23 protein-coding genes are annotated in these 25,141 nt (G+C 39.3%); 14 read left to right on the top strand and 9 right to left on the bottom strand.

Going from position 1 to position 25,141, the window contains the following annotated elements; all coding sequences use genetic code 11:
* The first annotated feature begins 173 nt into the window (after positions 1-173).
* The 7 genes from hemA to SJY45_RS13825 all read left to right on the top strand — a co-directional run bounded on the left by hemA (position 174) and on the right by SJY45_RS13825 (position 6,529).
* A complete protein-coding gene (hemA, locus tag SJY45_RS13855; protein ID WP_400071433.1) occupies positions 174-1,430 on the top strand; it encodes a glutamyl-tRNA reductase in 1,257 nt (418 codons plus the stop codon).
* On the top strand, positions 1,427-3,010 hold the full coding sequence (gene hemC, locus SJY45_RS13850; RefSeq protein WP_400071431.1) for a hydroxymethylbilane synthase: 1,584 nt from the start codon (positions 1,427-1,429) through the stop codon (positions 3,008-3,010). The genes hemA and hemC overlap by 4 nt, the downstream gene beginning before the upstream one ends.
* A gap of 59 nt (positions 3,011-3,069) precedes the next feature.
* Entirely contained in the window at positions 3,070-4,104 is a 1,035-nt protein-coding gene (hemE, locus tag SJY45_RS13845; RefSeq protein ID WP_400071429.1) for a uroporphyrinogen decarboxylase, read from the top strand.
* Positions 4,105-4,120: 16 nt separating this feature from the next.
* Positions 4,121-4,672: a GNAT family N-acetyltransferase gene (locus tag SJY45_RS13840; protein ID WP_400071427.1), complete on the top strand. Its 552-nt coding sequence runs from the start codon at positions 4,121-4,123 to the stop codon at positions 4,670-4,672.
* Between the two features lie 118 nt (positions 4,673-4,790).
* A complete protein-coding gene (hemF, locus tag SJY45_RS13835) occupies positions 4,791-5,693 on the top strand; it encodes an oxygen-dependent coproporphyrinogen oxidase (RefSeq protein WP_400071425.1) in 903 nt (300 codons plus the stop codon).
* A gap of 18 nt (positions 5,694-5,711) precedes the next feature.
* Complete coding sequence (locus tag SJY45_RS13830) at positions 5,712-5,873, top strand: hypothetical protein (protein ID WP_289037988.1); 162 nt, start codon at positions 5,712-5,714, stop codon at positions 5,871-5,873.
* Complete coding sequence (locus tag SJY45_RS13825) at positions 5,870-6,529, top strand: hypothetical protein (protein WP_289037986.1); 660 nt, start codon at positions 5,870-5,872, stop codon at positions 6,527-6,529. Before SJY45_RS13830 ends, SJY45_RS13825 begins: the two co-directional genes overlap by 4 nt.
* On the opposite strand, the gene SJY45_RS13820 is transcribed toward SJY45_RS13825, so the two are convergent.
* Positions 6,516-9,158 carry a DEAD/DEAH box helicase family protein gene (locus SJY45_RS13820; protein ID WP_400071423.1) on the bottom strand — a complete coding sequence of 881 codons (2,643 nt, stop codon included), beginning with the start codon at positions 9,156-9,158 and terminating at the stop codon, positions 6,516-6,518. The genes SJY45_RS13825 and SJY45_RS13820 overlap by 14 nt on opposite strands.
* A 70-nt stretch (positions 9,159-9,228) precedes the next feature.
* Here SJY45_RS13820 and hemB point away from each other — a divergent pair, with 70 nt between their 5' ends.
* The 6 genes from hemB (at position 9,229) to SJY45_RS13790 (ending at position 16,214) form a co-directional block, all read left to right on the top strand.
* Positions 9,229-10,218 carry a porphobilinogen synthase gene (gene hemB, locus SJY45_RS13815; RefSeq protein WP_400071421.1) on the top strand — a complete coding sequence of 330 codons (990 nt, stop codon included), beginning with the start codon at positions 9,229-9,231 and terminating at the stop codon, positions 10,216-10,218.
* 20 nt (positions 10,219-10,238) lie between these two features.
* Positions 10,239-11,570 carry a serine hydrolase domain-containing protein gene (locus tag SJY45_RS13810; protein ID WP_400071419.1) on the top strand — a complete coding sequence of 444 codons (1,332 nt, stop codon included), beginning with the start codon at positions 10,239-10,241 and terminating at the stop codon, positions 11,568-11,570.
* Between the two features lie 51 nt (positions 11,571-11,621).
* The gene (locus SJY45_RS13805) at positions 11,622-12,728 is read left to right on the top strand and encodes a CNNM domain-containing protein (protein ID WP_215436464.1); all 1,107 of its coding nucleotides are present in this window, start codon (positions 11,622-11,624) and stop codon (positions 12,726-12,728) included.
* 39 nt (positions 12,729-12,767) lie between these two features.
* On the top strand, positions 12,768-13,244 hold the full coding sequence (locus SJY45_RS13800; protein ID WP_289037979.1) for a methylated-DNA--[protein]-cysteine S-methyltransferase: 477 nt from the start codon (positions 12,768-12,770) through the stop codon (positions 13,242-13,244).
* Between the two features lie 320 nt (positions 13,245-13,564).
* Positions 13,565-15,364 carry a DUF4153 domain-containing protein gene (locus SJY45_RS13795; RefSeq protein WP_400071417.1) on the top strand — a complete coding sequence of 600 codons (1,800 nt, stop codon included), beginning with the start codon at positions 13,565-13,567 and terminating at the stop codon, positions 15,362-15,364.
* Between the two features lie 136 nt (positions 15,365-15,500).
* A complete protein-coding gene (locus SJY45_RS13790) occupies positions 15,501-16,214 on the top strand; it encodes a 3'-5' exonuclease (RefSeq protein ID WP_215913344.1) in 714 nt (237 codons plus the stop codon).
* 5 nt (positions 16,215-16,219) lie between these two features.
* On the opposite strand, the gene SJY45_RS13785 is transcribed toward SJY45_RS13790, so the two are convergent.
* Positions 16,220-17,194 (bottom strand): endonuclease/exonuclease/phosphatase family protein, encoded by a 975-nt coding sequence (locus tag SJY45_RS13785; RefSeq protein WP_215436472.1) that lies wholly within the window; start codon positions 17,192-17,194, stop codon positions 16,220-16,222.
* A 76-nt stretch (positions 17,195-17,270) separates the two neighbouring features.
* On the opposite strand from SJY45_RS13785, the gene hflX reads away from it, so the two are divergent.
* Positions 17,271-18,482 carry a GTPase HflX gene (gene hflX, locus SJY45_RS13780; protein WP_215913346.1) on the top strand — a complete coding sequence of 404 codons (1,212 nt, stop codon included), beginning with the start codon at positions 17,271-17,273 and terminating at the stop codon, positions 18,480-18,482.
* 888 nt (positions 18,483-19,370) lie between these two features.
* Here hflX and SJY45_RS13775 read toward each other — a convergent pair.
* From SJY45_RS13775 to sufD, 7 genes are all read right to left on the bottom strand, one after another.
* On the bottom strand, positions 19,371-20,291 hold the full coding sequence (locus tag SJY45_RS13775) for a DUF3078 domain-containing protein (RefSeq protein ID WP_400071414.1): 921 nt from the start codon (positions 20,289-20,291) through the stop codon (positions 19,371-19,373).
* A 66-nt stretch (positions 20,292-20,357) separates the two neighbouring features.
* The gene (locus SJY45_RS13770; RefSeq protein ID WP_400071412.1) at positions 20,358-20,864 is read right to left on the bottom strand and encodes a DUF2480 family protein; all 507 of its coding nucleotides are present in this window, start codon (positions 20,862-20,864) and stop codon (positions 20,358-20,360) included.
* Between the two features lie 8 nt (positions 20,865-20,872).
* Entirely contained in the window at positions 20,873-21,202 is a 330-nt protein-coding gene (locus SJY45_RS13765) for an SUF system Fe-S cluster assembly protein (protein WP_215436484.1), read from the bottom strand.
* 52 nt (positions 21,203-21,254) lie between these two features.
* The gene (locus tag SJY45_RS13760) at positions 21,255-21,677 is read right to left on the bottom strand and encodes a SufE family protein (RefSeq protein ID WP_215436486.1); all 423 of its coding nucleotides are present in this window, start codon (positions 21,675-21,677) and stop codon (positions 21,255-21,257) included.
* Between the two features lie 73 nt (positions 21,678-21,750).
* Complete coding sequence (locus SJY45_RS13755) at positions 21,751-22,965, bottom strand: aminotransferase class V-fold PLP-dependent enzyme (protein ID WP_289037969.1); 1,215 nt, start codon at positions 22,963-22,965, stop codon at positions 21,751-21,753.
* Positions 22,966-23,044: 79 nt separating this feature from the next.
* On the bottom strand, positions 23,045-23,662 hold the full coding sequence (locus SJY45_RS13750; protein WP_215913350.1) for an outer membrane beta-barrel protein: 618 nt from the start codon (positions 23,660-23,662) through the stop codon (positions 23,045-23,047).
* A gap of 142 nt (positions 23,663-23,804) precedes the next feature.
* Entirely contained in the window at positions 23,805-25,121 is a 1,317-nt protein-coding gene (sufD, locus tag SJY45_RS13745) for a Fe-S cluster assembly protein SufD (RefSeq protein WP_289037965.1), read from the bottom strand.
* Positions 25,122-25,141 lie beyond the last annotated feature (20 nt).

Here is a 25,141-nt window from a genome sequence, read left to right as displayed (position 1 = left end):
ACGTTCTAAATAGATGTGCCGTTAAGCACAGTATTTCCTACAAAAATACTGGTTTTCAACGGATTTACATTCATATATAACTAAAAAAACCCTGAACGACACTTATTGTTCCTCTAGCGTTATTTTTATAGCGTTAAGCCTCTTATTTTTGTTTCCGCTTTGAAAGAGCTTTCATGAAAGATTACCACATTTCAAAAAATAACTCGTTCTACACCATTGGTTTAAGCTATCTAAAAGCTGATGCCGAGGTTCGTGGCAAATTTAGTTTGGATGATGCCGCTATGGAACGTATTCTATCCAAAGCCGGTGAATTAGGTATTGACGGGCTTTTAGTGACCTCTACCTGTAACCGAACGGAATTGAACGGTTTTGCACAGCATCCTTTTCAACTTATAAAATTACTTTGTGATAATACCGCCGGCTCTGTTGAAGAATTTCAAGAGGTAGCCTACGTGTACAAAAACAATGACGCCATTAGCCATCTTTTTAGAGTAGGTACAGGATTGGATAGTCAGATTTTAGGTGATTTTGAAATTATAAGCCAATTAAGGGCAAGTTTTAACCGTTCCAAAAAGCACGGTATTGCCAATCCGTTTATAGAGCGACTTTGCAATTCGGTCATTCAGGCCAGTAAGCGCATCAAGAACGAAACAGAAATTTCCTCTGGTGCTACATCGGTGTCTTTTGCATCGGTACGGTACATTATGGAAAATGTTGAAAACATTTCAGAAAAGAATATTTTACTTTTTGGTACTGGAAAGATTGGTAGGAATACTTGTGAAAACCTTATCAAGCATACCAAAAACACACATATTACCCTTATTAACCGCACCAAGGACAAAGCGGAAAAAATTGCCGGTAAATTTCAATTGGTAGTTAAGGACTATGGGGACCTCCAAACTGAAATTAGGTCTACCGATGTATTAATTGTTGCTACGGGAGCACAATCCCCAACAATTTCAAAAGATCTTATCCACACCAAGAAACCTCTTTTGATCTTAGACCTTTCCATTCCCAAGAATGTTTCGGAAACGGTAGAAGAACATGATAACGTTACTTTGGTACATTTAGATCAGCTTTCCCAAATTACGGACGATACGCTAGAAAGAAGAAAACAGTTCATTCCAAAAGCGGAAGTTATTATAGACGAAGTAAAAGGAGATTTCATCCAATGGCTTGAAACCAGAAAATTTGCCCCTGTCATTAAAGCCCTGAAGCAGAAGCTCAAAACCATGAAGGACGAAGAAATGGACTATCAATCCAAAAAACTATCGGACTTTAACGAGCAACAGGCAGATGTAATATCAAACAGAATCATTCAAAAAATAACGAAGCAGTTCGCAAATCATCTTAAAGACGATAATGTCGATTCAGACACTAGTCTAGAACTCATTCAAAAAGTCTTTCAACTCGAACTCGACACTCCATGAGCAAGGTCATACGAATTGGTACACGCGATAGCGAATTAGCGCTATGGCAAGCAAATACCGTCAAAAACAAACTCAAAGCTTTAGGCCATAAAGTAAAAGTAATTTCCGTAAAATCTACAGGCGACCTTGTTCTTGACAAGCCGTTGTACGAAATGGGCATTACCGGTATTTTTACCAAGACCCTAGACGTTGCTATGCTGAACGATGATATTGATATTGCCGTTCACAGCATGAAAGATGTGCCTACCGCCCTGCCACAAGGTATTGTTCAGGCAGCGGTTTTGGAACGCGCCAACTTTCTGGATATCCTTGCCTTTAAAAAGAATGAAGAATTTCTTGGGGAAAGGGATGCTATCATTGCCACCGGAAGTCTCAGAAGAAAAGCCCAATGGCTTAATAGATATCCTACCCATACAGTGGTAGACCTTCGCGGAAACGTTAACAGTCGTTACCAGAAACTTGAGGACAACGATTGGAACGGCGCCATATTCGCCGCTGCAGGTCTGGAGCGTATTGGTCTGGAACCGGAAAATACAATTGGACTTACATGGATGGTACCTGCCCCTGCGCAAGGAGCTATTATGGTGGTGGCAAAAGAAGAAGATGAATTTGTTCGTGAAGCCTGTGCAGAACTAAATCATAGGCCCACGGAAATATGTACGCAACTAGAACGTGAGTTTCTTCGTATTTTAGAAGGAGGCTGTTCGGCGCCCATAGGTGCGATTGCGACCATAAACAAAGAGAACGAAGTAACCCTTAAAGGTGTACTTTTAACCGTAGACGGGAAGAAAAAGCTAGAAGCGGAATTTACTGCGCCATTGGGCAAACATTCCTATCTGGCAAAAGATTGTGCAAACAGTATTCTTAGCCGTGGCGGCAAGCTATTGATGACCAATGCAACGGGCAATGTAGAAAACACTAAAATATTTTCCACAAAGAACCTAACACCCGCCCAAGAAGAACTTTTTGATGCGGATATTAAAGTAAAATCGGAAGATTTCATTAAAATAAGCCCTAACCGAATTTCTACACTTGTATTGAAAAAAGAAATTCAAAATGTAGTGCTTACCAGTCAAAATGCCGTAGAGGCACTTATTAAGAGTATATCTCCAGAGGAGCTGAAATTTAAAAATATCTATTGTGTTGGAGGAAAGACCAAACGCATGATAAAGAAGTACATTGGTCCTGTTACGCATCAGGAAAAAGATGCTAAAAAATTAGCCGAGTACTTAGTAGAGTATATAGAAGGTACCGAGGTTACTTATTTCTGCAGTAACCTAAGGCTTGATGATTTGCCCACTATACTTGCTGAAAACAACATTAAAGTTAATGAGATAGAGGCATACACCACCAAGCATGCACCGGCAGACGTTGAGGAAACTGTTGAAGGTGTAATGTTCTTTAGTCCGTCTACGGTTACGAGTTATTTGCAAAAAAACGCACCTAACAAAACAGCGTATTGTATTGGAGAAACTACGGCTACCGAAGCAAAGAAACACTTTGGAACGGTTCACGTAGCCAAAATACCCACTGTAGAAAGTGTTATTGAACTGGTGAACCAAACCTACGGAAAGCATTAATTATTTTTACAAATAGAACCACGAACGGACGTTCCGTTTCATGGGGTTAACTTATATCTATGTCACTAAAGAACGACCTATTTCTTAAGGCCCTTAAGGGCGAAACAGTAGACCGTCCACCCGTGTGGATGATGCGTCAAGCAGGAAGATACCTTCCAGAGTTTATGGAAATCAGAAAAAAGTATGATTTCTTTACGCGTTGTCAGACCCCGGAACTAGCCTCTGAGATTACGGTACAGCCCATCCGCAGATATGAAATGGATGCCGCTATTCTTTTTAGCGATATATTGGTAATTCCCCAGGCCATGAATATTGAGGTACAGATGAAACCCAATTTTGGCCCGTACCTACCCAACCCAATCCGTTCGCAAAAAGATTTGGACCGTGTAATTGTTCCTGATGTAAACGATACTTTAGGATACGTTATGGAAGCTATAAAAGCTACCAAAGAAAAACTGAACGACGAGGTGCCACTTATCGGTTTTGCCGGTTCACCGTGGACCATTTTATGTTATTGCGTACAAGGTCAAGGCAGTAAAACCTTTGATAAGGCCAAAGAATTGTGCTTTACACAACCTGTAGTATCACATGAGCTGCTACAGAAAATAACGGATACTACCATTGCCTATTTAAAAGCAAAGGTTAAAGCCGGTGTTAATGCGGTTCAAGTTTTTGATTCTTGGGGAGGCATGCTTTCACCAACGGATTATAATGAATTTTCATGGCAGTACATTCAGCAAATTATTGATGCTTTAAAGGATGAGACCCCTGTTATTGTCTTTGGTAAAGGGTGTTGGTTCGCCTTGGGCGATATGGCCAAATCCGGTGCTTCGGCATTGGGTGTAGATTGGACATGTTCCGCAAGAAATGCACGTTACCTGACCGGAGGAAAGATTACGCTTCAAGGTAATTTTGACCCAGCTAGATTGTTATCGCCACCATCGGAAATAAAAAAGATGGTTACGCAAATGATTAACGAGTTCGGGAAAGACAGCTACGTGGTAAACTTGGGTCATGGCATTTTACCTAATGTTCCCGTAGAAAACGCAAAAGCGTTTATAGATGCGGTAAAAGAGTGGAAACCTGTAAGCTAAATAAAGTTTGAGCTCTATGGAAAATGAGAACAGCCCAATTGCCCTTTTCGAACAGTTTTCCATAGAACCCATACATGAAAAGTACGCTTGGCGCATTTGCGATTTCGTAACCGTAAACAGCAAACGCTTACAACGCTATTTTCCAAAAACGCTGGCCCAGAACCTAACACCTACCCTTTCTCAAATTTTTGTAGAGCAGAAAGTCCGTGAGTACCAAAAAAAGAAAGAATTCTTATTTGTTCTCAAGGATACTGAAAGCCGTAAAGTAACGGGTTTGGTATACATCAAAGAATTGGATTGGGACAAAAAACAAGCGGAACTGGCCTATTGTATCGGTTACGACTACGAAGGCAAAGGAATTACCTCCAGAGCAACAAAAATTTTATCCCAATACGCCATACAGAATCTAGGTCTTCAAAACCTTCAAATAATTGTACATAAAACCAACTTAGGAAGTATTAGAGTAGCAGAAAAATGCGGTTATATTTGGCAAAAAACACTTCTAAAGGAACATACGCCACCCAATGAAGACCCATTGGACATGGAGCTGTACGAGCTAGGAGCTTAAGAACCGTTTCAAAATTCACAATAATCCTTCTAAAAAACTTTTTGTAGTCCGTATTACTTTATAGCTTCCTCTGTAAATCGTAAATTTACAGTCAATTCGCACAAAACCATTTCTCTTCATGAAAGACAAATTCTTTAGTTACATCCAAAACCTTCAAGATACGATTACCTCCAAATTAGAGGAAATAGACGGGAAGGCCAAGTTTCAAGAAGATATATGGAAAAGACCCGAAGGCGGCGGAGGACGTACCCGAGTTATAGAGAATGGTGCCGTTTTTGAAAAGGGAGGCGTAAACATATCTGGTGTACATGGCGCTTTGCCCAAAAGTATGCAGGCCTATTTTGGGGTTGAAGATGCAGATTTTTATGCCTGCGGATTAAGCTTGGTGCTGCATCCCACAAACCCAATGGTACCGACCGTACACGCAAACTGGCGCTATTTTGAGATGTATGACAAAGAAGGGAATATAGTTGACCAGTGGTTCGGCGGTGGTCAAGATTTAACTCCCTACTACTTATTTGATGAAGATGCCATTCATTTTCACACGGTCTGTAAAACAGCCTGTGATGCCCATAATCCAGAATTCTATTCCACCTATAAAAAGAAGTGCGATGATTATTTTTGGAATGCCCACAGAAATGAGGCTAGGGGTATAGGTGGGCTCTTCTTTGACTATTGCAAAGCTACCGATGAGATACGTATGGATAACTGGTACGATTTTGTAACTGAAGTAGGAAACAGCTTTTTGGAAAGTTATGTACCGATTGTTTTAAAACGAAAGGAACAGGCATATTCCAAAGAGCAACGCGATTGGCAAGAGGTAAGAAGAGGTCGTTATGTTGAGTTTAATCTTGTTCATGATAAAGGCACATTGTTCGGGTTGAAAACCAATGGAAGGATTGAAAGTATTTTAATGAGCTTACCACCACATGTACAGTGGCGTTATGACCATCAACCTGAAAACGGGACAGAAGAATACCGATTGGTAGAAATATTAAAAGAACCAAAGAATTGGGTCTAGACCTCTAATGGCCAAATTATGCCTAAAAAAGGAAAAGCAAAAAATACTGTAAACAAAGCCAAGCACACCAAGCTTTTAAATCGAAAAAAAGCCAAGCTTAAATTAGAAAAGGAAACGCGCAAACAGCGTTTGAAGGAGATTATTAAGCAGGGCCAAAATAAAAACACTCCATCTTCGTGAAGACCTTTAATCTCACTTCCTATTTAATTAGTCTAGGCAATCTTTTACTAAAGGTAGTATTGGTAGCGTTACTTATTGCCTTATTTACTTCTTGTAATCCCCAGCAAAAAGCAAAAAGCGATATAGAAATTAGCTTTACTCCTGATACCTTAAATGTAGGGTATACATACTGGTGGGAAGAATCCGGCCCTTTTATTGGGTATTGCGGTAAAGAATATGCCCTTGTATTTTCGGGTACGGTAGTAGATTTAAAAAAGGCCAACCATGATGCCGCACCACTCTACATTTCTCAAAAAGGAACCATAGCCTTAGACGAAGTATACAAGATAAAGGAGATGGGCACTAACAGTTATGCAAGTCAAAAATATTTTACAACGGATTGCTTTAATCATACGGATGTTACGGTTGGCGACAAAGTTCTTGTTTTCTGTTATGATTATGAGGGCGAACTTGTAATTCCGGGAAACAACTCCATTCTAAACATAAAAGGATTAGATCACCCACTTGTTGGAGCTACAAAGCGATTTATAGATGCCGATGAAAACCCGATAAAAATTAAAGAGGACTCCACTTTATGGTCTGCCTACGGATACCGGCAACAACTAAAACAAATGATACGGTGCAGAGAAAATACCGAACGTATTATTTCCAAGTAATCGCCTTTTCCGAGACTTCTTTAAATTGATACACTACATGGGCAAGGCGAGCTTTAAGCAATTCTTTTCTACCCGTTTGCGTTCTAGTATACAATAATTTGGAGCCGTCTACATGCTTCTTCCAAAAGCTATGGAACTTTTGGGCATCCGCTTTTCGTCTACCCAAATCCTGAGGTACCACATAATAATTACGAATACCCCATTTTTGCTTTAACCAATTGCTATTGACCATTAAATATCTTGGATTTTCAACAGGGGCCAATATCTCATACATTAGGTTTACAAAAAGCGTACTTTCATAATTGCTAGCGCCCTTCAGATAGCAAACAAATGCACCATTGGCATTCTGTTCCGCAACAACAGAAATACTAGAAGGACCCGAATGAATCTGGTTGGTTTTACAGAGGTAGTCCAACAAAGCGGCGCCTATTTTTTTGGTCTGTTTAAAAGAATTTCCAAACAAGAAATATAGCTTTAATGCTTTGTAAGTTTTTGGGGCAAAACCAATAAGTACGCCTGCCAGCAAAAAATATACAAACTGAAAAATACCTTTATTTAATAATGTTCCTATGTTCTTCATAAGAAACTCGGGAAGAAACAGGCCTAAACCCGCTACCACTTCAATAATTAAATACTGTGCGGCATCTACAGAACGCATCCTCTTTACTTTTCTAAAGGGAGTTTTATGTGTATAGGGAACCTTAATTTCACGCACCAGCACACTGCCCGTTTGAATAGCTTGCTGCCATCGCCCTCCAAGATTCTGCCTATCAGAAGCAGATTGTACCATGGTTGCGTTCAGTTCTTCAAGATGGCAATTTTCATCAAAAAATGCTGGAAGTTGTAGCCTGTCCAATCCATTCTCAATATAAGGTTCTCCATCAATCGATACTCCCGAAAAAGCGGTGAACCTGCGTTTTAGTTTTTCCAAGTCCTTTCCTCCATCACTTACCGTTGGATCTAAACAGGCCAAGTGCCATATATTTCCGGTTTTGGTAGGCTCGTTAACATCTGTTCTGATTGCCCTGCCCCGCATCTGATTAGAAGAAACAAAAGAGCCAACGTACGAAGCCAAAACCAAACTGTTGATAGCCGGGGCATCCCAACCTTCGCCAAGAAGAGATTTAGTACCAATTAGTATTTTTATTTTTCCTTTTTGAAAAAGCTCTGTTACCGCGGCAACTATGTTGTTTTTAGCGTTCCCAAAAGCGGATATCGTTACAAAATCTGCATCCGCAGCCATGGGTTGCTTGCCAAAAGCCCCTTCTCCCAGGACCTTTTCAAAATCTTCAACAACAGTTTTGTGCAGCACCACCAAAGACCCTGTTAGTATGGCCAAGTGCTCCTTGTGTTTGGATTTGATCCGTAAGAATTGAAAAATAGAGACTACTCCAAGTTTATTAAGAACTCCCGTGGCTTCACCTGTGTAATCAAGGAATTCCTTTCGTATAAAATCGGTTAGCACCACAGCTTTTAACTGCTCTCCCAAATTTTCATACTCCTTCTCAAGAATAGCATGTATGCTATTCAATTTACTAGGGCTGCTGGCCAAAGAACGGTAGAGTTGCTCGTCGCCAATAAAATTTACCCTCTTCTTCTCGTACACTCCAATTCTTCCCAGCTGTTTTTCAATAGCTTTCAATTGTTCCTCATAAGCTCCTAAAGCTTCTCTTTGAGCCACCAACAATTCCTGCAGAAGGATTTCAATCCACTCATATGTCAACTCTGGAAACTCTACCGCTTTGTTTTCAAAACCAAGAAACAGCAGTTTCTCTTTATCTATCTGAACTCCGGCAGAATTCAAGAATATTAACATTGCGGATAGAAACGATGGTTTCCCATAAATTTCCTCAAGCGCGTCTTCGGTATTTTTATAAAATGGATGTTCTAAAAGCAGATTTTGAAAATCAATATCGGCTTTCAAATCACTAATAAACTGAATAATATTTTCTCTGTATTCTACAATATATCGTATTTGTGCTTCGGACGGTTTGGAGAAATAAACAAAATCCTGGTGCGGACAAAGGTCTCCGTTCTGGACGAGGTCTGGCACGGCAATTTCATCATCTATTGGCCCGCAGAGATCAAAGTATTTATTTAGCTCCGCACTAGAACTATCGTACGGAGGGGTTGCCGTCAATGCTATTACCGTTAAACCCTCAATTTCCTTTAGGGCCATCAAACATTTATACCATTCGTTTTTTAAATGGTGTGCCTCATCTAGTACTAAGGTTTCTATACCGTTTTCCCTAATGAATTTCAGAAGAGAATAATTTTCTTCGTCGGCCAAGCGCTTGTTTAATGCATGTAACGACTGGTATGTAGAAAAGGTGAGAAGTTTGGGTTCCTTGATGTTCATAGAAAAGTCCGCGAACCCCGAATCCTTCAAAAAGAACGATACCAATCGGTCTTTCCATTGGTTCCTAATGGTTAAAGTAGGAGCCAAAACCAAGGTCCGCTTGTTGACCCTTCGTAGTACTTCCAGCCCCAAAACGGTCTTTCCAGACCCCGGGGGTGCTACCACGTGTAAATGATGGTCTTTTATATGCTCCTCAAAATGGTCCAGAAAATTTTGCTGATAGCTTCGCCATTCAAATTTAAATTTCAGACTATGGATCAGTTCGGTCAAGAGTTGGTTTGTTTTCGGGTTTTTTAGGAGGATAATAAGTAACTTTGGCTATTCAAAAATAGGTAAAAGCATGTATCCACTTAGAAGAAACCGCAGGTTAAGAACAAACGACTCCATTAGACATTTAGTACGTGAAACCATTTTATCGCCAAAGGATTTTTTGGTGCCTCTTTTTGTAACCGAAGGTAAGGGCATAAAAGAAGAGATCGACTCTATGCCGGATTATTATAGATTGAGTCTTGACCTACTTTCTGCCGAAGTTAAGGAGCTTTGGAGTATGGGCCTGCACGCCGTTCTTCTATTTGTAAAAGTGCCCGATAATTTAAAGGACAACAAAGGCACCGAAGCCTTGAACGAAAACGGGCTTATGCAAAAAGCCATCAAGACCGTTAAAGATGCCTGCCCGGGAATGTTGGTAATGACCGATGTAGCTATGGACCCTTATTCTTCCTTTGGCCATGACGGTATTGTAGAAAACGGTCAGATTCTGAATGACGAAACTGCGGAGTTTCTTGCCGAAATGAGCGTTTCCCATGCTTTGGCCGGGGCTGATTTTGTTGCACCAAGTGATATGATGGACGGTCGTATTCTTTCCATTCGTGAAGCGTTAGAAGACGAAGGCCTGGTAAATACGGGAATCATGAGCTATAGTGCCAAATATGCCAGTGCCTTTTATGGTCCTTTTAGAGATGCTTTGGATTCTGCACCAGTTGATGTCAAAAATGTACCAAAAGATAAAAATACCTATCAAATGGATTATGCCAACCGGTTTGAAGCCTTAAAGGAAACCGAGATGGATATTGATGAAGGTGCTGATATTGTTATGGTAAAGCCAGGTCTTTGTTATCTGGATATTGTACGTGAAATTCGCAATGAAGTTGATGTTCCCGTTGCGGTCTACCAAGTTTCAGGGGAGTATGCCATGGTCAAAGCTGCCGCCGAAAAAGGTTGGTTGGACCATGATGCCGTGGTTATGGAACAACTGACGGCCATAAAACGTGCCGGGGCCAACATCATCGCCAGTTATTTTGCCAAGGACGCGGTAAGGCTGTTGAACTAGTTTTTATTAAAAGAGCAGATTTGAGAATTGTATCGTTTGTATTCCTTTTTATATTTCTCCAGCTGTCACAAGCGCAGGAAGGCACTGGAACGCCTTTAAATTTAGGAATAAAGGATGCCTTAACTTATGGCACTCCCTACGATGTAGGGCTGGATTCCAGCTACATCAACACGAACGTGCAAAAAATAATAACTAACGGTATAAAAAACAATGCTTTTCCCGGTGCGCAAGTACTAGTTGCCAAAAACGGAAGAATCATCTTTCATAAAGCTTACGGATATCACACTTATGACAGTATACAACCCGTGGCTTTAGATGATATGTATGATTTGGCTTCGGTAACTAAAATTACTGCTGCCCTTCCTGCCCTCATGAAATTAGTGGATGAAGGAAAACTTGATTTGGACGCTCCGTTCAGCACCTATTGGAAGCGTTGGAAAAAAGAAAAGGATAAAAGAGATATTACGCTTCGGGAAATTCTGGCCCATCAAGCCGGACTACAACCTTACATTGTTTTTCTAAATGAGGTTTTAAAAAAGAATAAAAAGCTTAAACGGCGTTTTGTTCATACTTCCCCAAACCGCAGATTTCAAAATCAGGCATATGATGGCTTGTTCGTTAAAAACAAGTTCAACAAAAAGATGTACCGTCTTATTGACCGTTCAAAAGTATCTGCTGAAAAGAAATACAAATATTCGGGACTTGCATTTCTCATATTTCCGCAACTAATAGAACAACTTACCGGAGAGTCCTATGACTATTATTTGGAGAAGAATTTCTATTTACCGCTGAATGCCCCCACTATGGGGTTTAAACCAAAAACCAAAGACTTTACCAATTTTATCGTTCCTACAGAGGTAGATACCCTTTTTAGGCATACGCTGACCCAAGGTTGGGTCCACGATGAAAATGCCGCACTGTTAGGTGGAATATCCGGTAATGCCGGGCTTTTTGCTACGGCAACAGATTTGGCCAAATTGATGCAAATGTACGTGCAATATGGCGTTTATGACGGCAAGCGCTACATATCCGAAGCCACCGTAAAGGAATTTACAAGAGTTCAATTTCCCGAAAATGACAATCGTAGAGGCCTTGGTGTTGACAAGCCTTTATTGAACAACTCGGAACTGCCCCTGTCCAAAGCTTATCCGGCTCCAGAAGTAGGTGCCAGTAGTTTTGGTCACAGCGGTTTTACAGGAACATTCGTTTGGGCAGACCCAGAAAATCAACTGGTATATATTTTTCTTTCCAATCGGGTGAACCCTACTAGAGATAACAAAAATCTTTATAACCTAAATATTAGACCTGCAGTGCAGCAGGTATTTTATAAAGCCACATTACCAAGCAAATAAGATCACAAGATTGTACTTTAATTGGTATATTCGTTACACTAAAACTCATTCATGGGCTTATTAATTTTTTACGCTTTAATTTCAATTTTTATTTCGTTTCTCTGCTCCATACTTGAAGCGGTGCTCTTGAGCATTAGCCCAACCTTTGTAAATGTTAAGAAGAAGGAAGGCAAAACCTATGCAGTTACCTTAGAGGAACTAAAGCAGGACGTAGACAAACCCCTTATTGCTATTTTAACGCTAAACACCATTGCCCATACCGTGGGTGCTATTTTGGTGGGTGTTCAAGCCAAAGTTGCCTATGCAGAGATGTACGGTTCATCTACGCGAAGCATATTTGGGGTAACCTTTACCGAGGATTTAATGGTTGGGGCGGTATCTACTATAATGACCATTCTCATCCTAGTGGCATCGGAAATTATTCCTAAAACCATTGGCGCCACCTATTGGAGGCAGTTGGCCAATTTTACCGCAAAAGCACTCAACATTATGGTGGTTGCCTTAAAATATACCGGACTTTTATGGCTCCTACAGCTTTTCACTAAACTTGTGGGCGGTAAAGGACACCATGGAAGCGTTTTAAGTAGAGAAGATTTTACCGCCATGACCGATATGGCCCGCGAAGAAGGTGTTTTTGAAAAATCCGAATCTACTATCATAAAGAATCTGCTACGTTTTGACCAAGTTCTGGTCAAGGATGTAATGACCCCACGTGCAGTGATGAAAATTGCTTCGGAAAATAAAACGATTGCGGAATTTTTTGAAGATAACCCCAAAATGCGCTTTTCACGAATTCCTGTATATGGCGAAAAAATGGATCATATAGATGGTTTTGTGCTGAAGGATACTATTCTAGAGGAAATGGTTAACGAAAACGGAAACACACCATTATCCGAAATAAAACGGGAAATCTTAATAACCGAAAGAAATACCCCTATACCTCGCCTCTTTGATACCTTTATCGCCAAACGGGAACATATTGCCCTAGTTGTGGACGAATATGGTTCAGTAAGTGGGTTAGTCACCATGGAAGATGTGATTGAAACCCTTCTAGGGCTTGAAATAATGGACGAGAGCGACAATGTGGCCGACTTGCAGGAACTAGCTCGAAAAAATTGGAATACGCGTGCAAAACGCTCAGGAATACTTGACAAGTAAGTTTTAATCAAAAAGCAGCGCACCCCAAAATACTCTAGTATGGAAACCGCTTATATCGGCACTCCGCTTGGTACGGCAAAACTTGAAGGCGATGGCAACGGCTTAGCGGCAATTACCGTTTTGGATGAGGATAAAAGCCTATCCGTTGATATTCCTGTGCACCTAGTAGAAGCTGCAGAACAACTACAACAATATTTTGCGGGTACACGAAGTGATTTTGATATTAAATTAAACCCAGAAGGCACGGATTTTCAAAAACGCGTTTGGGAGGCTCTGCTAGAAATACCTTTCGGAAAAACAGTTTCTTACTTGGACCTTTCCAAAACTTTGGGAGACGTAAAAGCTATTAGAGCCGTTGCGGCTGCGAATGGCAAAAATCCGCTTTGGATTGTGGTTCCATGTCACCGGGTTATTGGTAGCGATGGTTCCTTAACAGGCTATGCAGGAGGCTTATATCGTAAGAAGTGGTTGTTGGAACATGAATCTCCCTTTAAACAACAAAGCCTTTTCGATTAGCACAAATCCTTTAGCATCAACTGCACAATTTGCCACCGTTTCACCAATGATTTAAGCATCTCCGACAAACTGATTAGTCGGTTTAAAAATTCGAAATCCCCTATTATAGTTACTAATGGTGTATTTCATCGATAAATATTTCTTTTTATTGAAGTGCTCACAACTTTGAGCCTGTTCGAGAAATGTACCAACCAACCGGGTGGTCTGTTCCACCTTTTATCACCCCTACAAAATTACATGTCACAATATCCCCAAATTCAGGGAGTTATTCTAAGACAATCCGCTATAATTTTGTGGTTAACTATTGTAAAAACTAAACTATGGCTTTTCTCTCCCTTAATGATTTAACCAGTAAAGCGCAAAGTGCTTTTAAAAGGTTTCCATTAACAATCCTCTGGGCATTATGCGGTACCCTCTACGCCATATGGGTGGTAGATGCACCCAAAGAAGCAAATACAGACAATCAAACCAATATCATACTTACATTTATTTTGGGAGTAAGTTGGCTTATTGGTTCCCAGTTTTTTCTTGAACAACTTAAAAACTCTAATAAGGCCATTTGGTTGAAACCCGTTTTGCTCTTGTTATTGTTTCTCTTCTACTGGCATTTACCCGAAGTTAATACTTTTGATGATGACCCTATTTATCTAGTCCGTTTTTTCCTGTTTTTGATTGCAGGACATTTATTCGTTCTATTTGCTCCCTTTTTATTCAAATGGAATAAGAATGCTTATTGGAATTACCTCAAAGCTGCTGGTTTTGCCATCGTGAGAAGCGGTTTTTTCTCAGGTGTACTTTATCTCGGACTAGTACTGGCCCTTTTGGCTATTGACGCGCTGTTCAATATGCGAATAGATGGCGATATATATTTTCAGTTGTTTCTTTTTTGCTTAGGAGTGGTCAATACATGGATATATCTATCGGACTTCCCAAAAAATATACATCAACAAAAAGAAATCCATTTCAATAAGGCATTAGAGGTCTTTGTCAAGTACATTCTGATTCCGCTAGTCATTCTATACCTGCTGATTCTTTATTCCTATAGTATAAAAATCTTGGTTGAATGGGAACTTCCAAAAGGATGGGTTTCCTATTTGGTCACCGCATTGGCCTTTTTAGGTTTTACCGTACAGGTCATTATAAATCCAATTCATGAAACAGTGAAGTCTTGGACTATTAAACGCTTTTATCCTTGGTTTTATATTTTGATATTACCCTTATTGGTGCTTCTTTTCATTGCCATTTTTAGACGTGTTTCCGATTATGGCATCACTGAGAATCGTTACTTCGTAATACTGTTGGCCTTTTGGATTTTAGGAATTAGTCTGTTTCTTTTATTCAGCCGAAAAAAGAGTCTCCTAATTTTACCGTTTTCCCTCTTTATTCTAGCAATACTATCATCATTTGGTTTTTGGAGTGCGTCCAGCGTGTCATTAAAAAGTCAGACACATCAGTTCCAAATCGTATACGAAAATGTACTTCAAAACAACAGATTGGCCACTTCTGACCAATACAATCAATTAACGTCCATTCTAAAATACTTGGACGATAGAAAATCGGTGAACCAACTAAACAGCATCACCGGTATCGAGATTAAGGATATTTTTAAAGATACTTTTAGCGATGAGCCGGAGGTTTTTAATTGGTTCAATTCCCAAAAAGTTTTAGACTCCCTTGACATAGCCTTGGCCCCAAATGAAATCGGGTCCGAAGCCCGAAACACAAAATATTATAATTACTATGCAGACCGACAGCAAGCACAAAACTATACGCTTAAAGGGTATCATGATCTAGCGGTATTTACCATTAACGAAAATATTTCCACAAACGCCTCAATAGGAGATTACACCATAGATTATGACCATAAGAATAATTTTCTGAGCCTACTTGCACCTAAGGATAGTCTAACGCTACATGAGATTCAACTTCTCCCAAAACTTAGAGACTTGAGCAAGAGAGGAACTAATCTATATAACATTGACCCTGAACAAATGATAATGGAAGTAGAACATGAAAATATTTCGGTGAAAATAATTTTTGATGAGCTTAATTTCCGAAAAATGGGGGATTCATTACATCTAAGCAGCGCCAGAATTTTTCTTTTTCTAAAACAGAAATAATACTTCTTAGAAATGGTTTACTTGTAACAACGCCCACCTTCTTAATCTGAAAAACATGGGTTATTCCAATGAAATAAATGAATCCCAGCTATAATAAGATGGCTATTTTCTTATATTTATTCAAAAAAATCCAATCATGCTAGGTAGGATAAACTTAGAGCATATTTTATTCTTAGACATTGAGACCGTTCCCGAACAGCCCAATTTTGATGCCTTGGATGAGGAAAAAAAGGAGCTGTGGGAGCAAAAGTCCCGATACCAACGTAAAGAAGATTATACAGCTGAAGAGTTTTATGACCGTGCCGGAATTTGGGCGGAGTTCGGAAAGATCGTGTGCATTTCAGTAGGGTATTTTCGTGTGAACGGAGAAACCAAAACCTTTAGAACTACTTCTTTTTATGGAGAAGAAGATAAATTATTAAAAGAGTTCAAAAATTTATTGAACGGACATTTTAGCTCAACCAAGCATTTGCTCTGTGGACACAATGCCAAGGAATTCGATTTTCCATACATTGCACGCAGAATGATCATTCACGGTATTGAATTACCGTACAAACTGAACCTATTTGGCAAAAAACCATGGGAAATTCCGCATCTAGATACCATGGAGTTATGGAAATTTGGGGATTATAAGAATTTTACCTCTCTAAAACTACTGGCCAATATTTTAGGTATTCCTTCTCCCAAACAAGATATTGACGGTAGTATGGTTCGTGAAGTTTATTACGAAGAAAAAGACCTAGACCGTATTGTTACCTATTGTGAGCTTGATGTAGTTACTACGGCCCAAGTTTTTCTACGCTTACGAGGAGATGAACTCCTGGACGATAGCAATATTAAAAGTATCTAGAAAAACTAAGCGTTGTATTTCAATTGAATATAAACCGGAAAATGATCGCTGTACCCACCAATGTATTTGTTGCCTACATAAGTGCGGAAGGGAGACCCCATATATTTTCCTTCAAACTCCGTTAAAAAATGTTCATCAAAGATATTGGCATGGGCAAAACTGTGGGTTCCCTTTTCAAAATTTAGAAAACTGTGCGAGACCATTATTTGATCAAAAAGCATCCACGACCTTTTATAGTTGGCACTACCGCGTTCTGGTGTGAGCAACTTTTCCATAGGGTTGTACAAGGTTTTGGTTTCCATAAGGGACTGTACGCTTTCGGACTTTGGACCATCGTTAAAATCACCCATGATTATGTAGTTGGGATTGGCCTCTTGCTCCTCAATTCCGGCCATGAACTTAATTATAGTTTCGGCCGCAATAACTCGCTTATATCCGGTTTTTGAATTACCGCTCCTTCTAGAAGGCCAATGGTTTACGAATATATGAACCACTTCATTGTTCAATTTGCCCTTTACGTACAGAATATCCCGCGTGGTATCGCGTCTTCCATCCTCTTCATAAATAAATAAAGTAATGGGCTCCGAATGTAACACCTCAAAATGGTCCTTATGATAGATCAATCCACAGTCTATACCCCTTTCGTCCGGAGAATCATAATGTACGTAACTATATTTTATATTAGCCAAAGGTTCTGCAGCCAGAAGGTCCTCCATAACCTGTTGGTTTTCTACCTCTGCTACTCCCACTAGGACCGGCGGGCTCTGGGTTTCGGAATTGCCAATCTCAGAAATGGTCTTAGCCAATTTGTACAACTTTTTTTTGTATCTTCTTAAAGACCACTTTTTGCGGCCTTTTGGCGTAAAATCATCATCAAGGGTCTCCGGGTCGTCTACCGTATCAAATAGATTTTCTAGGTTGTAGAAGCTAATTGTATTTAAATGGCTTCCCTTTTTTTTCCTGAAAAATGAAAAAATCATAAAATTTTCGATTGGGATCTTAAAATTACGAAAATAGCTCGGTCAGTATTGCTTAAATTTGCACTTTAGTTTAGATATGTTAGAAAAGAAGACCATAGATCACGAAAAAGCCGTTTTAATCGGTATTATTAACCGCGAACAGAGCGAAGAAAAAGTTACCGAATATCTTGATGAACTTGAATTCTTGACCTACACTGCCGGTGGCGAGGTTATAGAACGTTTTGTACAGCGCATGGATGTTCCCAACCCCAAGACCCTTATAGGTTCCGGTAAGATGGAAGAAGTAGAGGCATTCGTAAAAGCGAACGATGTAGGCTCCGTTATCTTTGATGATGAACTTACCCCTGCCCAACAACGTAATATAGAAAAGTTGTTACGTTGCAAAATTGTGGACCGTACGAGCCTTATTCTGGATATTTTTGCGCAACGCGCGCAGACCAGTTATGCACGTACTCAGGTAGAACTGGCGCAATATGAATATCTGTTACCGCGATTAACGGGACTTTGGACTCACCTTGAGCGCCAACGTGGAGGTATTGGAATGCGTGGACCAGGTGAAACCGAAATTGAAACGGATAGACGTATTGTTCGTGATCGTATCTCCCTGTTAAAGAAAAAACTCCTTAAGATAGACCGCCAAATGGAAACCCAACGGGGAAACCGTGGGGCCCTGGTTCGTGTAGCTCTGGTTGGGTATACCAACGTAGGTAAGTCTACTTTAATGAACGTCATAAGTAAAAGCGAGGTATTTGCAGAGAACAAGCTTTTTGCAACGTTGGACACCACCGTACGTAAAGTGGTTATAGGTAATTTGCCTTTCTTATTAAGTGATACGGTTGGTTTTATCCGAAAGCTACCTACGCAGCTCGTAGAAAGCTTCAAAAGTACTTTAGACGAAGTTCGCGAGGCCGATCTGTTACTTCATGTTGTTGATATATCACACCCGCAGTTTGAGGAACATATAGAGTCCGTTAATAAAATCTTGGACGAAATAGATAGTGCGGACAAGAATACCATTATGGTGTTTAACAAAATTGATCAATACAAACATGCCGAAATAGATGAGGATGACCTCATCACCGAAAGGACAGAAAGGCATTTTAGTATTGAAGAATGGAAGAAGACATGGATGCAACGTGTTGGGGACCGCGCCCTATTCATATCTGCCTTGAACAAAGAAAATCTGGACGAATTTAGAAAAAGGGTTTATGACGAGGTAAGGGATATTCATGTAACACGCTTCCCGTACAACAACTTCCTCTATCCGGAACATTTGGACGAGTATTAAACTGTTTTCAAGAAATCTTTTACCGTTCATCGGACATACACAACAACTCGTATTTTTCACAACAGCCTTGCTTAGGTTCACAACAATAATTTAGAAGACCGAAGAAACCACCGTAAGTTTACAGTGTAATTAAGTGATAGCATTGACCCCAAATCGAATCTTGAACTTGACCGAAACAAGTAACGAACCCCAAACCTGTTACTTGATCAGAAAAAAATAATACCAAATTGACCAAACCTACTTGATAAAAAAACCCTCTGTACAAGAGGGTTTTTTTATGCCTCCTATTTTGGTTGTTTTTTAAATCAAACTTAAACTATGCCGTTCATCGAACATTGTGGGCCGTTGATATTTTTCACAACAGCCTTGCTTAGGTTCACAACAATAATTTAGAAGACCGCAGAAACCAACGTAAGTTTACAGTGTAATTAAGTGATAGCAATGACCCCAAATCGAATCTTGAACTTAACCGAAACAAGTACGAATCCCAAATCCGGACTTGACCTACGAAAAGCTTAAAAAAATTGCGACCCCAAATTGCAATTAAAAAGTACAAGTAAACCTACTTAACAAAAAAGCCCGTTTTAACGGGCTTTTTTGTTTTCTATAACCTGATTAAAAAATGGATTCTAGATGTATTTCGTCGAAGCTATGTTCATTTTAACGAGCTACACCACAAATTGAAATAGGTTCACAACAAAAGTTTAGCAATGATAGCGTTGCCTATTACATTCGTCTTGTATTTGAAACTTAGTGTACGTCCCAAATAAATTACTTAACCAAGGTTTGATTTATTGACTGTACAACCAAACTTAACTAATCCTACTTAACAAAAAAAACGCCCCGATTATCATCGGGGCGTTTTCATTATGTATGAATTAAACTTTTTTAGAAAGAGTAGTTAAGACCAAAAAGGTAGTAGCTCTGTAAAACATTATCCAAATTGTCAAAAGACGCATTGGCATCCGAAACTAATGCATTAGCCAAACCTTCTTGTTTGTTGTCACGAAGACCAAACTCAAAACCTACACCAATTCCTTTCCAAAGCGTGTATCCAAAAGAGTTGATCCATGTCCAGTTAGAAAGATCACCACTCTTGTAACTTTGAAAAGTAGAGAAGTTGGTCTTAAAGTTAATTGACCCCAACTGTTTTGCGTAATCAACAACAATCTTAGCACCAGCAGAAGAATCGTAAGCTGCATCATTATCCGCAAAAACAAAGTTGTAGTTTAATGGGTGAATAACAACTACCATATCAGGAATAGGAGTCCAAGTAGCACCAACACCAAAATCTAAATAACCAGGGTCATTAAAGTTGTTGATGATAGATGTACGATATTCTGCCAAGGCCGAAATAGCAAAGTTCTTATTCAGTTTGTAACCGTACAAAGAAGTGATGTTAAAAACATCTGTTGTGTTATCAAATCCTTCGTCATCCGTAGGATCATTTTTATCATCTAACTTAACCCATTGGAAATTAGCATTGGCAGAGTTTCTCCAGAAGAACTTCTCCCTATCCAAGTTAGCGATTGCATTAACCGTAACCCCAATGTTTCCTGAAGAGTTATCCGGTGTACCTTGCGAGTACCAGTTATTAAATTTTGAAAGGTTGGCACCTATTGTACCGAACGCTCTTATTTTCCACCCTGGAAAAGCATCAATTTGTCCTTGAAGCGCATCTACCCTACCTTGAATGGCACTGATAGAGTCTTTTTTTGCAGCCTGTTCAGCTTTTAATTCATCAATTGTCTGTGCAAAACCCACCGAAAAGGTAAGTAATGCCAAAGATGTAAGCAGTAATTTTCTCATGGTATTTGTGTTTATTAATTTAGACACGCAAAAGTACTAATTGTCACTTATTTTAATAATAAATGTCTACTTTCTTTTGTACAAAGGCACGGAAGAACATGCCTCTCCATACATGAGAGATTTTACTATGGGCTGTAACTTTCCTATTATCAACACGTAAGCATTGGGTGGCACCGGTTTATTACTACAACCTTTAACAATAACAAATTTGTCCTTTAGCCCCGAAACATCTAAATCTTTTAACGTTTCTGTATAAAGTAAGGTTTCCAAATCCTCTAAAGAACCCTGAATATACCGATTGGTATAAGGGTTCAAATATGTGGCCAATAACATATAGGCCCAGCCCGGAACTATCGCATCTGTTGAGCAATGTAGGGCAACGTAAGAATCTTTGTACTGTGCCCAGTCGTGCTCGGCGGCACGGGCGCGGAATTCTTTTTCCTTTAAAATAAAACCTTCCAATAGCCATTCGGAAATATCAAAAAGCACGCGCTTTCCCGGGAGATAATAATCCTCCAAGTTAAACGTAACCAATTTGCTCTCAGCTACCCTATTGATAATTTCTTCTGCCATATCCGCTTTTATAATAAGCCCAATTCCAATTTAGCCTCTTCGCTCATAAGATCTTGCGTCCATGGTGGATCAAAAGTAATTTCTACCTCTGCATCTTTAACGACGTCCAAAGACTTTACTTTTTCCTCTACCTCTGCAGGAAGCGATTCCGCAACCGGACAATTGGGAGATGTTAAGGTCATTAATATCTTCACTTCGTTATCCTCATTTACGAATACGTCATAAATTAAACCCAGCTCATATATATCTACTGGAATTTCAGGATCGTATATGGTCTTAAGTATAACTACTATTTTCTCGCCCAATTCTTGGCTATCTACTGCTATTTCTTCACTCATGTTCTTGAGATTAATTCGTTAAAGATTGAGGTTGCCCTTACAAGGCATCACTCTAATTTAATTGTGTTTGGTAGGCTATGGCATATAGCTTCAATTGTTTGATCATACTTACCAAACCATTGGCCCGCGTAGGCGAAAGATGTTCTTTAAGACCAATTTCATCAATAAAATCGGTATTGGCATCAATAATATCTTGAGGTCTTTGATTACTAAAGGCCCTTATTAAAATGGCAATTATACCTTTCGTTATAATTGCATCGCTATCCGCAGTAAAAACCAATTTATCCTCTTCTAGCTCTGCATGAACCCACACTTTGCTCTGACAACCTTTGATAATATTATCATCAGTCTTAAATTTTTCGTTGATAAGCGGTAAGCTTTTGCCCAGCTCGATCATATATTCGTAGCGTTGCATCCAATCATCGAACATTGAAAATTCGTCTACTATTTCGTCCTGTATTTCCTTTATCTGCATTATCGCTATTTTCGGTAAAAATACAACAACTATCTATGGATTTCAACACTTTAAGAGAATGATAACGCCATCCTTATTCCAGCATGCCCTTTGCCCGGATTACGGCCTTGGCCAAGGCATCTACCTCATCCATAGTATTGTAAAAACTAAAACTGGCCCTTACCGTTCCCGGAATTCCGTAAAAATCCATAATGGGTTGTGCACAATGGTGACCAGTTCTTACTGCAACGCCCAATTTATCTAAAATAGAACCTATGTCGTAAGGATGTAGCCCTTCTATATTAAAAGAAATAACCGAAGTCTTGTTTTTTGCCGTCCCGTAAATCTTCAGCCCTTCTATTTTAAGTAGTTCTTGCGTGGCATAACCCAACAGTTCATGCTCGTATTGAGCAATAGCTTCAAAACCTATAGCGTTCATATAATCCAGAGCGGCACCAAAGGCGATACCACCACAAATATTTGGTGTTCCCGCTTCAAACTTATGCGGTAAATCTGCATAGGTAGTTTTCTCAAAAGTTACCTCAGCAATCATCTCTCCCCCTCCTTGGTAGGGTGGCAATTTATTTAGCCATTCTTCTTTGCCATACAAAGCCCCTACACCGGTAGGCCCACACATTTTATGAGCTGAGACCGTATAAAAATCGACATCCAATTTTTGCATGTCCGCTTTAACATGGGGAGCCGCTTGCGCGCCATCAATTAAAACAGCTGCACCAACAGCATGTGCTTTTTCTATTATTTCTTCAACGGGATTAATGGTTCCTAGTGCGTTGGAAATATGATTACAGAAAACCAATTTGGTCTTGCTGGAGAGTAATTCTTCAAAAACATCCATTCGCAACTCACCATCAAGATTCATCGGAATTACCTTTAAAACGGCACCTGTTCTTTCGGCCAACATTTGCCAAGGCACGATATTAGAATGGTGCTCCATAGCCGACACCAGTATCTCATCGCCTTTTTTCAATAAGGTGGTAAACCCGTTGGCAACGATGTTAATACTGTGCGTTGTACCTGAAGTAAATATAATCTCGTATGAACTCTTTGCATTGAAGTGCTTCTGAATCTTTTGCCGAGCTACTTCATACTTATCAGTTGCTTCTTGAGACAGCGCATGCACACCACGATGTATATTGGCGTTGTAATTCTGGTAGTAATCTACTATAACATCTATAACCTGTTGAGGCGTTTGTGATGTAGCAGCATTGTCTAAGTATACCAAAGGCTTTCCGTTCACTTCTCTTTTGAGAATAGGGAAATCCTCTCTTATTTTATTTATATCTAACATAGTCAATCTTCTTAAATACAAAGATACCCGATTGTAAAAACAAATCGGGTATTAGAGTACTTGAATTTGTATCTGAGGATTAAAACCTAAAACCAACTCCTACCTTTATGAGACTTATATGTTCTATGTTTCTTAAAGTTTCTCCTTCTCCTTTTGTTTTATCAGCAACATTTCGGATAAAGTCAACTTGAGTTTGTAAAAAGAACCGCTTAGTTATATCATAAGAGAGTCCCAAATTCACATTTATTCCCCCTTCTGACTCTGTAATCTTGTGCGCTCCAGGAAATGGAGGTTCATTTGGCCCATAATCAAATACACCATCATATTTAGATTCAACAAAAGTATACCCTAGTCCTATAGAAGGGTGAAGTTTTTTCGCTCCCGGAATAGAAAACTCTGCAAAGACCTCAGGTTTAATTAGCCAGTGAGTCTCAGTGTAATCATATGATGAAGGGTCATTAAAGTCTTTTGTGTCTGCCTTGTAAATTCCTGTGTTGATACCCGCACCGATTTTGACAATGTTAAAATCCAAAAATCGATATTTTACACCTAGGTCAATAATACCTTTAGCATCATTTCCTAAATCATCACCAGAAGAAAAAGGATAATTTGCTTCCACACTCCATTTGTGATCCTGAGCGAACAAGCTTGCACTTAAAAAGAAAATTAAAACTGATAAAAAGTAGATTTTTTTCATACGAACGATTCATTAATGGTTTATAATTCGGTCGTAAATTTATACGTAAATTCCTTCAAAAAAATAACGGCACTCCCAAAGTGCCGTTAAAAAAAATCTATGTTTTAAGATAATTTCTTGTTAAGAAATCAAACAATTCTCTTTATAAGTCGAACCCAAGATTAACCCCTAACTTTTTAGCAATCAACTTATTAATACGTGCTTTTAGTTCTGGTATACGTACACTTTCCAGTACATTATTAGCAAAAGCATACATTAACAATGCTCTCGCTTCCTTTTCAGGAATACCCCGAGATTGTAAGTAGAATAAAGCATCTTCATCTAACTGCCCAATAGTACAACCGTGTGAACATTTTACATCATCCGCAAAAATCTCTAACTGCGGCTTAGTATTGATTGTAGCCTTGTCACTAACCAAAATATTATTGTTCTGCTGAAACGCATTGGTTTTCTGCGCAATCTTATTTACAATAATCTTACCGTTAAAGACTCCTGTAGAACTATCGCCATAAATACCTTTGTAATCCTGGTGACTTTCACAGTTAGGCTCAATGTGGTGCACTAACGTATGATGATCTACATGTTGCTTATCGCCCAAAATAGTAACCCCTTTCATAGTGGAGTCAATATATTCTCCATTCTGGTAGAAGTTAAGATTATTACGAGTTAGTTTTCCGCCAAAAGAGAAGGTATGAACCTTAACCACACTCTTGTCTTTTTGGTCTATGTAGGTATTATCTATCAATGAGGCAGAAGCCGCATCATTCTGAATCTTATAATAATCAACAATTGCATTTTTTGCTGCGAAAATCTCCGTCACGCAGTTGGTCAGAACTTCGTTGGATGTCAAACTTTGGTGACGTTCAATAATCTGAACCTCGGCATTCTCTTCCGCAATAATCAAATTCCTTGGCTGCAACAAAATAGATGCCTCGTTACCCGTAGCGAAATGAATAATTTCTATAGGCTTCTTTGGCATTTTATTCTTAGGGATATAAATATACGCCCCTTCTCTACTAAATGCAGTGTTCAATGTAGTTAGCGACTCATCTTTAGACGCTACTTTATTAAAATACACATCTATAACCGGCTTGTACATTGGCTTTGTAAGCGCTGCGCTCATTAAGCAAATATCAACACCATCATGTGTTGTTTCCGAAAGATAAGAGCTGTAAATACCGTCTACAAAAATGATTTTATACGAATCTATTTCGTGCAAAAAGTATTTTTTAACGTCTTTATACTCAAGAGTATTTTCTTCTCGTGGGAAAATGCTGAAATCTATCTTTTGAAGGCTATTAAGAGAAGTGTACTTCCAAGCTTCCTCCTTTTTACTGGGAAAACCTTTAAGCTCAAAGTTCTTCATGGCCTCTGTTCTAACATCGTGCACGGAATGTTCCACATCTACGTTGTTCTCGAACGCCATAAAAGATGATATCAATTTGTCTTTTAAATCCATATATTTTAGTATTAAGTATT

Origin of the sequence: Zobellia russellii, from assembly GCF_044597075.1 — a bacterium.
Classification (GTDB): domain Bacteria; phylum Bacteroidota; class Bacteroidia; order Flavobacteriales; family Flavobacteriaceae; genus Zobellia; species Zobellia russellii.
The sequence above is the reverse complement of the archived record's forward strand: the minus strand, read 5'-3'. Positions and strand labels throughout refer to the sequence as shown.